8 protein-coding genes and 1 pseudogene are annotated in these 11,825 nt (G+C 69.3%); 1 reads left to right on the top strand and 8 read right to left on the bottom strand.

Features of this window, described 5'->3' with window-relative positions:
- Positions 1–18: 18 nt before the first annotated feature.
- The 3 genes and pseudogenes from ACZ6O2_RS27130 to ACZ6O2_RS27120 all read right to left on the bottom strand — a co-directional run bounded on the left by ACZ6O2_RS27130 (position 19) and on the right by ACZ6O2_RS27120 (position 2,122).
- The gene (locus ACZ6O2_RS27130; protein WP_466024819.1) at positions 19–1,164 is read right to left on the bottom strand and encodes an RNA polymerase sigma factor; all 1,146 of its coding nucleotides are present in this window, start codon (positions 1,162–1,164) and stop codon (positions 19–21) included.
- 4 nt (positions 1,165–1,168) lie between these two features.
- Positions 1,169–1,575: pseudogene (locus ACZ6O2_RS27125) on the bottom strand (YciI family protein).
- A gap of 112 nt (positions 1,576–1,687) precedes the next feature.
- On the bottom strand, positions 1,688–2,122 hold the full coding sequence (locus ACZ6O2_RS27120) for a VOC family protein (protein ID WP_466024818.1): 435 nt from the start codon (positions 2,120–2,122) through the stop codon (positions 1,688–1,690).
- A 77-nt stretch (positions 2,123–2,199) separates the two neighbouring features.
- Here ACZ6O2_RS27120 and ACZ6O2_RS27115 point away from each other — a divergent pair, with 77 nt between their 5' ends.
- A complete protein-coding gene (locus ACZ6O2_RS27115) occupies positions 2,200–3,237 on the top strand; it encodes a hypothetical protein (RefSeq protein WP_466024817.1) in 1,038 nt (345 codons plus the stop codon).
- A 92-nt stretch (positions 3,238–3,329) separates the two neighbouring features.
- Here the strand turns inward: ACZ6O2_RS27115 and ACZ6O2_RS27110 are convergent, their stop codons facing one another.
- The 5 genes from ACZ6O2_RS27110 to ACZ6O2_RS27090 all read right to left on the bottom strand — a co-directional run bounded on the left by ACZ6O2_RS27110 (position 3,330) and on the right by ACZ6O2_RS27090 (position 11,446).
- Complete coding sequence (locus ACZ6O2_RS27110) at positions 3,330–3,797, bottom strand: nucleoside deaminase (protein WP_350710603.1); 468 nt, start codon at positions 3,795–3,797, stop codon at positions 3,330–3,332.
- 370 nt (positions 3,798–4,167) lie between these two features.
- Positions 4,168–4,521 (bottom strand): hypothetical protein, encoded by a 354-nt coding sequence (locus ACZ6O2_RS27105; protein ID WP_350710601.1) that lies wholly within the window; start codon positions 4,519–4,521, stop codon positions 4,168–4,170.
- Between the two features lie 22 nt (positions 4,522–4,543).
- Entirely contained in the window at positions 4,544–4,705 is a 162-nt protein-coding gene (locus ACZ6O2_RS27100) for a hypothetical protein (RefSeq protein WP_466024816.1), read from the bottom strand.
- A 20-nt stretch (positions 4,706–4,725) separates the two neighbouring features.
- Positions 4,726–7,632 carry a beta-N-acetylglucosaminidase domain-containing protein gene (locus tag ACZ6O2_RS27095; protein WP_466024815.1) on the bottom strand — a complete coding sequence of 969 codons (2,907 nt, stop codon included), beginning with the start codon at positions 7,630–7,632 and terminating at the stop codon, positions 4,726–4,728.
- Positions 7,633–8,236: 604 nt separating this feature from the next.
- Positions 8,237–11,446, bottom strand: coding sequence for a LamG-like jellyroll fold domain-containing protein (locus tag ACZ6O2_RS27090; protein WP_466024814.1), 3,210 nt, complete (start codon positions 11,444–11,446; stop codon positions 8,237–8,239).
- Positions 11,447–11,825 lie beyond the last annotated feature (379 nt).

The raw sequence follows: 11,825 nt of genomic DNA, 5'->3' as shown, positions 1-11,825 counted from the left end.
GGATCCGAGCGCGACCCGTCAGCGACGCCGACGGGCGTTGAGCCGGGCGGCCTGGCGCGTCAGGTGGTCGCGCTCGGCGAGGTTGGGGGCCTTCTGGGCCGCCTTGGCGTACAGCCGTGCCGCCGTGGCCAGGTCGCCGTCGCGTTCGTGGAGGTACGCCGCCACCGCGGCGTGGCGCGGTAGTGCGTCGTCCAGCGCCGCGAGCGCCGCCAGCCCGGCGCGCGGTCCGTCGGCCTCGCCGACGGCCACCGCACGGTTGAGCCGGACGACCGGGCTGTCGGTCAGGCGCGCGAGTTCGTCGTACCACTCGACGATCTGCACCCAGTCGGTCTCCTCGGCGGTGCGCGCGTCGGCGTGCAGTGCCGCGATGGCGGCCTGGGCCTGGAACTCGCCCAGCCGGTCACGGGCGAGGGCCGCCTGCAGGATCTCGATGCCCTCGGCGATCGACGTGGTGTCCCATCGGCCGCGGTCCTGCTCGGCGAGTGGCATCAGACTGCCGTCGGGCGCGGTCCGGGTGGCGCGCCGGGCGTGGTGCAGCAGCATGAGGGCGAGCAGCCCCGCCACCTCGGGGTGGTCGATCGCGGTCGCGAGCTGCCGGGTGAGCCGGATGGCCTCGGCGGCGAGGTCGACGTCGCCGGAGTAGCCCTCGTTGAAGACCAGGTAGAGCACGCGCAGCACGGTGGCGACGTCGCCGGGCTGGTTGAACCGCACGCCGGAGACGGTGCGCTTGGCCCGGCTGATGCGTTGCGCCATGGTCGCCTCGGGCACCAGGTATGCCTGGGCGATCTGACGGGTGGTCAGCCCACCGACGGCGCGCAGCGTGAGCGCGACCGCGGACGACGGCGTCAGTGACGGGTGGGCGCACAGGAAGTAGAGCTGGAGCGTGTCGTCGAGCGCGGGCGCGGGCCCGGGCGCCGACTCCTCGTCGATGAGGTCCTCACGCCGGCGGCGGGCGGCGTCCGCCCGGGTCGCGTCGAGGAACCGGCGCCAGGCCACGGTGACCAGCCAGCCCTTCGGATCCTGCGGCGGGTCGGCCGGCCAGACGCGGACCGCCTCGACCAGCGCGTCCTGCACGGCGTCCTCGGCCGCCGCGAAGTCGGCTCCGCGGCGGACGAGGATCCCGAGGACGCTCGGCGTGAGGCTCCGGAGCAGGGCCTCGTCCATCAGATCACTCCGTGATGGTGGGCGGCTCGGCCAGGAACGGGCGCACCTCGAGCCACTCGTGGATCGGCTTTCCACCCGCCCCAGGGGCGGCCGACAGCTCTCCAGCCAGCTCGATGGCGCGCTCGTAGCTGTCGACGTCGATCACCATCCACCCGGCGATGAGGTCCTTGGTCTCGGCGAACGGGCCGTCGGTGACCGGCGGGCGACCCTCACCGTCGTACCGGACGAACGTCCCCTCCGGGGCGAGCGCCTGACCGTCGACGAACTCTCCGGTCCCTCGAGCCGGGCCGCGAAGTCGCGCATGTACTGCACGTGCGCCGAGATCTCCTCCGGCGTCCACTGGTCCATGGGCACGTCGTTGACAGCAGCCGGAGCGCCGCGGTAGTGCTTGAGCAGCAAGTACTTGGCCATGGTGTTTCTCCTCGGTGCCGGTGCGACCCATTCTGGTCACGTTCACCGCGGGGACGGAGCCAGCCACGGGTTCTCGACATCGCCGTCCGAAGTTTTTTGGCTCTCCGCTGTCCTAGAGCTCCTGGACAGGGCGTGACAGCAGGCAGAACTCGTTGCCCTCAGGATCAGCAAGCACGACCCAGCTCACGTCGGAGGGCTGTCCCACGTCGACGCGTCGCGCACCGAGGGCGAGCAACCGGTCAAGCTCCTCCGCGGTGGACACGCCGTCGGCACGCAGGTCGAAATGCAGCCGGTTCTTGATCACCTTGCCCTCTGGCACAGCCACCACGTCGATCATCGGCCAGGAACGGTCGGCGGCTGCGATGGTGATCACCTCGCCATCCTCGTCAACAACCTGCCAGCCGAGAACCGAGCACCAGAAGTCGGCGATCAGTCGTGGTCGGATGGCGTCGATGGCGATGACGGTGAGACGGCTCGGCATGCCGTCATTCTCACCCACCCGCGAGGTGGCTGACAGGCTGAGCCGTGTCCGCTCCACCGCGCCCACTATCTAATCGATTAATACCCATATATTGTGCAGACCGGGAGCGCCGTCGCCGTTCGCTGTGGAGCGTGGAGGAGCGGATGAGACTCATCTCGTGGCAGGACCGGCCACGCGGCCGATCGGCGCCGGCGGCCCTGGGCATCCTGGTGCTGGCGGCCGGACTGGCGGTTGCCGGTCCACCCACCGCCGCACAGGCATCCGACTGCACGCGTACCCACACCGGTCGCACGCCGTTGCCGGACCTGCGTACCGGTACGTACCTCGGTGCGCAGGGCGGGCTCTACCTCGGTGGCGTCAACGTCCGCCCGGCCGCACACGACTCGGCGGGGCGGTCCCTGGCGGCCACCCAGGTCGTCCCGCGCAACGCGGCGGGCGCCGCCGACCCGACCGACGGCCGGATCGTTCTCGCCTCGATCGGCATGTCGAACACCACCCAGGAGTTCCAGGCGTTCATGCAGGCGGCGGCAGGTGACACCACCATCAACCCCCGGTTGGTGATGGTCGACGGAGCCCAGGGCGGGCGTGCTGCGACCGACTGGGCCGACCCGAACAGCAGCACCTGGCAGATCCTCAACGATCGGCTGAGGCAGGCCGGGGTCACCCCGGCCCAGGTGCAGACGGTCTGGCTGAAGCAGCAGTTCGCCGGGGACGGGCTGGGCGCGTTCCCCGGCGGGGCGCAGAAGCTACGAGACTCCCTCCGCAGCATCGTCACCATCGCCCGGAGCAAGTACCCGAACCTGCGAATCGTCCACCTGTCCAGCCGCACCTACGGTGACTACTCCACCCCGACCCGCGGCACCGGCGCCTACGAGCAGGCGTTTGCCGTCAAGTGGCTGGTCGAGGACCAGATCGCCGGAGATCCGCGACTGGCGTACGCCGGCGGCGGCGCCCCGGCTCCATGGCTGGCCTGGGGCCCGTATCTGTGGGCGGACGGGCTCGGCGCGGACGACGTGGTGGGCGGCGTACCGGGGCGCAGCGACGGGCTGGAGTGGTCCTGCGCTGACTACCAGAGCGACGGCGTGCACCCCAGCACCTCCGGCCGGAGAAAGGTCGCCCAGGCGCTGATCAGCTTCTACAAGAACGACACCACCGCCGCCCCCTGGTTCCGTCGCAGTTGACCGCAGCCGGCCCTCGGCACACCGAAGCCGCCGTCTGGGTGACGGCCCGGGGCGGCCGGCCGCGCTGCGGCGGCATCGGGTGGAGACGCGCGTCAGCGTGCGCCGTAGTAGCGGCGGTGAAGGTCGTGCACCTGCGCGGCGAGGTCAGGCACGGGCCCTTCCACCACGACGTGGGGAGCGATGTCCCGGATCGGCAGAGACCGCACAGGTGGTGGCGGCACGTTCATCTCGGCCAGCCAGCCCGCCAACTGCTCGGAAGAAGCCACGTACACGATCCGGCCGAGACCCACCCAGCCGTGCGCCGCAGCACACATGGGGCAGTGCTCGCCGGAGGTGAAGACGGTCGCCTGCGCTCGTTGTTCAGGGGACATGTTCGCCGCGGCCCAGCGGGCCAGCTCGAACTCCGGGTGGCGGGTCCGGTCGCCGCCCGCCACCCGGTTGCGGTCCTCGGCGAGTACGGTCCCGTCGGCGTCGACCAGCACCGAGCCGAACGGCTCGTCGCCCTCTTCGAGAGCCTCGACGGCCAGTTCGATACAGCGGCGGAGATGCCGCAGTTCCATGTCGCTCACCATGGGTCTCCCCGGGAGTTCAACCGCCGCTGCCAAGACACTGCTTCACGTGGTTTCGTTGTTGGCGATGGAGGTCAGCCGGTCGGCTGCTGCGACAGGATAGCGATGATTGCGCTGTTGCCGCAGCCGCCACGCGTTGTGTTGCACCGCGGCCGACCGGCTCAGGTGGCCACCCGCCGGCCCTGCGCGTGCGCTCAGGGGTGCACGACGTCCCAGGTGCGATCGTCGGGGCTGACCAGGGCAGTCAGGTAGACCGGAGGAGGCTGCTTCGCTGCCTGCCTGCACACGTGTTTCGTGCATCGGTGCGCAGCCTCGAACGCCTCGGCTCCGGGCGTCCGGTCGTGTCGGGATCCAGGGCGTCTCATTGATCGAACGTGAGCCGCTCCCATTCGAGGCCGCCGCGCCAGTCGGGCCGGCCGGCCGCCCAACCGGTGACGACCGACTGGAGCACGTCCAGTTCGTCGACGTACGCCTGGAAGTGACGGTCCGGCCCGCCGTCGCGGTACTCGACGACCAGACGCCACCTCCCGTCGTCGTCCCTGGTCTCGGCGCACTGGATGTAGGTCTGCCCGTCGGGGGCGCCAGTGCGATGGACAACCAGGAACTCCTCGCCCGCCGAGTGGACCCGCTCGGCGAGATCCAGCAGAAGGTCCTCGCCCGGGTCGTCGTACACGGCACCCGACTCGACTGTGGCCCGGATGGTGGGTCTTGTCATGCGGCGAGTGTGCCAGCCCGGCTCAACCCGCGCCGTAGCGAGGCGGCAGCGTGGCCGTGACGGTGAGCGACGAGAACGTGGGACGGAACGGAACGGCTTCGGGGTACAGCTCGCTCGAGCTGTACCCCGCCACCTCGGCAAGCTGGTGCCGCGCCACCACACGGGCGTCGGCATCGTCGCCCAATGGCCAACTGAGGCGGCCCGTCAGCGAAGGAAAATGGTTCCGCCCCATCCTGGGCCGTGTGCTGCCGCCGTCGGGAACATCAATCCGCTCGCGAAACGACCCGCATTGACGTTCGTGATGAGCCGGCCCGCACCGTTGATCGAGACCAGGTCGGCGCGGCCGTCCCCGCTCAGATCGGTCGGGTAGGGCAGCATGTTGGCGTTCCAACCCTGGCCCACCGAAGCTCGGGGCCCGAAGCTGACCAGCCCGTTGGTCACACCCTGGTTGCGGAAGGCGGCAAGCGTCCCGTCCGCCAGCACGCCGAGCACATCCGCAGGTCCGTCACCATCGAGGTCGACGACGTGCATGGCCAGGTAACCGGTCCAGCCCGCACCGACCCGTTGACCGGCGGCGAACAGACCTCCGCTGAAGCTGCCGGTGTTCAGGAAGTGCCACAGCGATCCGTCCGGCTTGATGGACATCAGGTCGGCTCTTCCGTCACCCGTGAGGTCACCGACGAAGGGAAGCTCGGCGGTGCTCCACCCCTGGCCGACCGGGACAGCCGGACCCCAGGTGACCGCGCCGTTGTTCATGCCGGCGTTGCGAAATGCCTTGAGCGTGCCGTCCGGGAACACCCCCAGCAGGTCGGCGCGCCCGTCGTCATCGAGGTCGGCCAGGTGCACCGCCAACGTCCCCTGCCAGCCACCGCCGACCTGGACGCCTGCGGCGAACATGCCACCCGTGAAGGACCCGGTGTTCCTGAACTGCGTCAGGGCTCCGGTGCTGGTCACTGTGAGCAGGTCCGCGAGCCGGTCACCGTCAAGATCACCGATGATGGGCAGTTGCGAGGCAGACCATCCCTGCCCGACCGCCTGGGTGGCGCCCAGCTCCGGCCAGTTCACCGTGGTGCGCAGGTTCTCGTACGCGTTCAGCGCGCCGTTTCCCGTCACGGCCAGGACGTCGGAGCGCCCGTCCCCGCTCAGGTCCACCCGGTCGATGCCCCGGCGCAGCGCGAAGGTCACCAGGGGGTGGAGCACGCCGTGCGCCACCGACTCGGGGTGGGCGGCGATGGCGGGAAGGAGGTCACGGATCTCCTGGCGAAGGTTCTTCGCGACGGTGGCCTGTCCGGCGCGCTCGGCGGTCAGAAGATCCACGGCGCGGGTCGCCGCGTCCACGAGGCGTACCGTCTGCTGCAGCCAAGGCTTCGCCTGGGTTGTCAGGCTGCTTTGCATGGTCTGCAGGTCCGTGCTGGCCGTTCTGAGGTCAGAGAGCCTCTGTTTGAGTGCGGCGGCGGCGCCGTCCACCCCGGTTCCGGTGCGGAGGGCGACGCGGAAGCTTCTGATGGCGTCCGCCAGGGCCACCGAGTCGGTGTGGTCGATGACGGACGAGCGGTTGATGTCGGCGAAGGTTCGGAGCTGGCTGGCCTTCGGCCCACCGAGGGTGTCGATGGCGCGGGACCAGGAGTTCTCTGGCTGGTACTGCGCCGGATTCCAGGCGAAGTCGGCGGCGGTGAGCAGGGGCAGCTGAGAGGGGCCCTGCTGGGTCATCTCGTTGAACAGGATTCCTGGAGCAGCCGAGAGCGCGGGCTCGCGCCCGGCCAGCGGGCCCATCTGGAGCCGGTCCCAGACCTGGTCGTTGACCGGGAAGTTGTCCCAGATGGCGAGGCGGTGCCGGGGGAACGCCAACTGTGCGTCGTCGAGATTCTTCTTGGTGATACGCGGAGACAGCACCTCGGGTCCGGTCCAGTACACGCCCACTTCGGTGCCCAGCCGGGTGTCGAACTCGGTGCGGTAGCTGCTGACCGCCGTCCCGGCGTACTCGCTGCTGACGGTGTACAGCTGGCCCATGTCGGCGTGGGTGCCGATGAACTGTGTCTGGACGAAGTTCGTGACGTCGGCCTGTGCCCGGGCCCACGCCGTGACCCCGGTTCCGTACGTGCCGGTGTCGGTGGCGCAGGAGAACGGCCGTGTCGGGAAGACGTCGTCCCAGGCGATGACGAAGTGCCTGACTCCGATCTGGCGCAGCTGGTCGAGCCGGGAGAGCAGCGTCCTGCGCTCCGTGGCGGACGAGTGGCAGATGCCGTTGGCCTGGTCGAGTGGCATCTCGGGTGAGATCCGGTATACGAACGCGACGTGCAGGTTGTTGGCCCTGGTGACGACTTCCTGAAGGTCGCCAAGTTCGGCGTCCGTGTACGGGGTCCGCCAGTTGTTGCTGCCGCTGCCGCCCGTACGTGGGTCCGCCGCGGGCCCGTAGAAGAAGCGGTTCATCTTGTTCCGGGCGAGGACCTCCACCTGTTCCAGCCGGTCAGCTTTCGTCCACAAGGCCACCCCGGGTGGTGGGGGGTTGGCCGAGTCCATACCACCGCGGAACGAGAAGGCTGGCCAGTCCTTGATCGTGACGCGCGCGATCTCCGCGCCAGAGGAATCCGACGTCAGGAGCTGCCTCAGGGTCTGGGCGGCGTAGAAGGTGCCCACCTTGTCGCCGCCGGAGAGCACGACCCGTTGCCTGCCGCCGGAGTCCGTCCCGGTGGCCAGCAGATAACCCTGATCCGGCAGGGTGCTCGGGGTGGTGACCCCGATTGCGTTCAGGGCGGCCGCGCTGGCGGGCGTCTCCCCCGCTCCTCCGACGTAGACGGTTGTTCCGGCGCCGGGATCGGTCTCGGTGAGGGTGACCCTGGTGCCGTACACGGCGAAAGCGGCCACCACGGCGTCCACGGCCGGCTGGTCCGCGGCCGCGCCGCGGACGATTGTCACTGCGACCGGCAGGTTGAGCGGGGTCCCGGTGACGGACAGCTCCCGTGGCTGTGGATTGAGAGGCGGGGTTGCCGCAGCGCCGCTGGCCGTGGACGGTGAGCCCAACAGCCCGACCGCGCCGAGCAGCGAGGCGAGCGCACAGCCGGCCACTGTGCGTGGGAAGCGCCAGCGTCCCCGAGGGTAGCCGTTTCGCATGGGCGCACTCCTAGGAACTTGAGGATCGTGACTGGAGGCCGTGACGCGCGGCAGGCACGCATCGGCTTTGGAAATACTGGACTAGACCATAGAGCTTCGTCAATGGCTCCATCCAAGCCTGTAATCATGATTTTGAATTAATCTGGATCCTCGCCCAAATCCGGCACACCATCGGACCCTCCGACGGTGGCGAGTTCGCCTTCGGCGTCCCACGTCAGGTCCGGCTGCCCGCCTTGGTGGCGTCGCACACGTTCGCGCTGGTGCCCGACGGCCGGCAGGTGGTGTTGCCGCTGGCGTCGTTACTCCTCATCAACCGTTACATTTGCCCGTTGCAGAGTGTCAGTAATGACTGCCCCCACTTCAGCCGGAAGGCGGTCCGGGGAAAACACAGCGGCAACGCCGCAGGGCGGTCCGGACCGACCTTACGGCTACCATCCGTTGTTCTGCGTCCTGGACAACACCGGCGGTGGGGGTGGCGACCATCGAGCCGATCCGGGACGCGATCCGGGCCGCCATCGGCCAACCCGAAGGGTGAGTGCCGGCCCTGCGGGCCACCAGATCCGCCGCTACGACAGTACGACCGAGGTCGGTTGATCAACAGGCTTCACCGTCTCACGACCGTCACACCCTTGACGTAGTGGGCCTTCACCTTTTCCGGGGTGAGCGCGCGATCGTAGACGGCGACCTCGGACATCCAGCCACCGAAGCGGTTCGCCGCGTCATCCCCTCGTGCCCCGATCTTCAGCGAGGCAGCCCCGTCGGTCGGCACCCGGCTGATCGGCACGGACGCGCGCTCGGTGCCGTCGAGATAGACCTTGAGCGTCGAGCCATCGAAGACGGACACCAGGTGGTGCCAGCCCCACTGCAGCACGGGAGCACCGACCGGACCGGTGGTGGACAGGGAGTCCGAGAGGTTCATCGCCGCCGGCCGGTTCTTCGCACCCAGGCGCAGGAGGTACCCGTTACGGGCGGGCGAGTCGTACTTCTCCAGCACGCCCTGGTCGCCGCCCTCCCGGACGTAGACCCATGCCTCCAGGGCATAGGGGCCGGTCAGGCTCAGGCTTGCCGAGTCGGGTACCTCGATGTAACCGCCCTCAAGGCTCATCGACCGGCTGTTCCCAGCGGCCAGCGGCCCCGGCTGGCCCTGGACCACGGATCCCCGGACGACCCCGTTGTTGCCGTGCCCGGACCTGTCGAGCACTGTCGCCCCGCTGTCGTCGAGCCGCCAGTAACCGACGGCGCCGTCGGCCCGCACCAGGTCGGCGTAGGTCCCGGGAGTCGGCCTGGCCACCGTCACGGTCGTGGTGAACGCCCTCGGCTCCCCGCCATCCGGGCGGGCGGTCATGACGATCCGGTAGTCACCCGGCGCCGCATTCTCCGGGACCGAGACGCGCGTACGGACCTGCTGCCAAGCGAGCCCGTTCCTGGCGTTGCGGGTGAACAGGATCTGCTCGGACGATGGCGTCCATCCGTTCGGAAGGTCCACCGAGATCCGGCCCTGGACGACCGCGGTCCCGGACATCTCGACGAGCATCCCGAGATCAGTCGTCGCCCCCGGGGCGACCATGGTCGCCAGTTCGGTCGCAACGACCTGCGCCCGGGACAGTTGGCCCACCTTGACGCGCGACACCGTAGCTCGAACGGTCGTCGTCCCTGTGCCCGGCACCGTCACGGCGTCGCCCTCGATGGCGACTGCCGCGCCGTTGGCGGTCGCGGCCTCCAGCCGGTAGCCGGCCGGCAGTCGTAGGTGCAGCTTGACCTGCTGGAGCCCGGGGCGACCCGCCGCGGCGGGCGGGGGCGTCACCGTGGCTTCGATCGTGCCCCGGGCAACGGCCGAGTTGATGGAGTAGGTCACCGGGCCGAACAGGGTCGGCAGTTTGGTGACCCCGACCGTCTGGCCGTCGGACAGCCACGGCTTGGGCGTTGCCGGCGCGAGGTCGAGCTCGGTCGGCACACCCGCGGCGTCGAGGGTCTCGTTGACGAGCATCCCCCGCAGCGCCTTGAGGTACGTGGCATTGTTCGGTGACAGGGGTGCCCGGAACTGGGAGCGGTAGTACTCCATCGGGCACGGCGCGACGGTTTCGCCCTCGCCCCCGATGAAGGTGTTGCGGGTGAAGCCCTGGGCGAGCATGCCGTAGAACGTCAGCCCGATCCGGTCGGCATCACCGATCTGGTCGAGATACTTGAGGTAGGACCAGCCGTACTGCTGGTCGACGCCGCTCGAACGGTAACCGTCCGCTGCGGGCCACGGGCCGGCAGGGCGGGTCTGGCACGCCTCGACCGGCTCACCGCTGAGATTGAACCGGGTGAGCCCGAGGAACGTGGCGCCGTGCTTGTTGAGGAAGGTCGTCAGCCCCTGCCCGACCGGGCTGTTGAGATCGATCAAGCCGCTGCCCAGGGCGTACGGCATGATGAGGTTCCAGTAGCTGCCCTGCGGTGAGTTCGTGATCATCCCGGCCGGGTCGAAGTCGTTCGGCTCGAGCAGCGCAACGGGCACGAAGACCGAGCCGTCGGGCAACTGGGTCTTGCTCCGGTCGATCGCGGCGAGGGTCGCGGCGCGTAGCCCGTCTGCCTGTGCAGTGAAGGCGGCCGCGTCGTCGGGGCGGCCGATGAGACGCAGGACGACACCCATGTCGCGCAGGCCACGCCACACGTCTGCCTGGTGGTGGATGCCGTGAGCCCGTGCGCTGTTGTCGGAATAGAGGCTCGTCTTGGCGAGCAGCCCGTTGGGCCCGTTGCTCCGCTGGGCCGCGATGTCGTTGAGCCACGCCTTGAAGGTGGCCAGGTGGGCCGTGATGAGTCCGGAGTCCCCGGTCTGGAGGTGGTACCTCGCGGCCGCCTGGAGCTTGATGCCCCGCTCCCAGGTCGTGAACCCGTCAAGGTACTGCCCCCGGACGAGGAACTCGTCCATCGTCTGCCGGGTGCGCGGCGCATAGCCGAAGTCGCCGAGCGACCCCACCGTGGCCACCACCTCGGGGATCCAGGCGAACTTCGGGTCGTCGGGCAGCTCGTAGCCGTTGCCGATCGTGAGGTTGTAGCCCATGACGAGGTTGGCCAGCAGCATGGACCGCATGGCGTCGGCGGTGTACTTCTCCGGAATCTGCACCCCACTCCCGGTGTCGAGCTGGCCCTTCCAGTAGGCGGTCATCTGTGCCCGCCTGGCGTCGTATCCGCTGCTGTCCATGACGACCGTCCCGAGCGCCTGGGGCTGGTTCATCATGAGCAGGTGGACCTCCGCCGGGCCCTTGCTGAGGTCGAGGGTGTAGGTCAGATCCGGTGCGCTCCACGCAGCCTGGCCGCTGTAGGCGAGCGCGAGCTTGTCGCCCACCTTGAGGTTGTTCTCGACAGCCACGGCCCCGGCGACGTACATGCCGTTCAGGTTGACGCGGAGCGTGGCCGACGTCTGGCCGGAGTCCCCCGGCCGGACGATGAAGCGGATCATGCTCATGAGCCGAGCGGAGCCGGAGAACCGGGTGACGTAGGACTCCCGTTCATAGGTCCGTCCCTGGCGGTCGGTGTAGCGGTTCTGCAGCACCGGCTGGTAACCATCGGCGAGCGTCGGCTCGTCAAGCCTGGTCTCGGACGAGCCGTAGAGTTCGGTCCCGTCGCCGACGTAGAACTTGACCCACTGCCGAGTCCGCCCGTCGGCGAAGTCCGAGTTGATCTGGCTGCCGTCGGTGAAGTGGAAGCTGAAGTCCCGCTGCGCGCTGAAGTTCTTGAGGTCCGGCATCGGGTATGTCAATGGAAGGTTGTTCCACCGGGTGTCGTGCCAGAAGTCGTCGCCGTGGTTGGCCGGTACGAGAAGGTCCCGCATGTTTGCCATCGTCGGGCCGTCAGGCAGCGCCATGAGCTGCTCGCCCCACGTGTCGGCCCCTTGCCGCAGGGCCGCCTGCACGCGCTGGACGTATCCGTCGGGGAACGCCGGCTGGTCTGGACGACCGATTGGCCCGTCAGGCATGGCGTCCCCAGCTGACGGCCCGGACGCAGCCCGTGGTGAAGCCGGCGCCGCTGCGGTAACCGGCGCCAGGACGACTCCCCCGGCCGCGAGACAAGCCACCAGGAGCGCAGCCGTGCATGCCCATCGGTTCGTACTTTGTCTAGCAGCCATCAGCCCTGCTCCTCATCGAGTCGGTAACCGCGACGCGGGCTGGCGGGCGTGCACTCGGTGCCCATGACCACCCGCGCGTTCGGGC

The sequence above is a fragment of the Micromonospora sp. NPDC048040 genome, assembly GCF_055587185.1.
The sequence above is the reverse complement of the archived record's forward strand: the minus strand, read 5'-3'. Positions and strand labels throughout refer to the sequence as shown.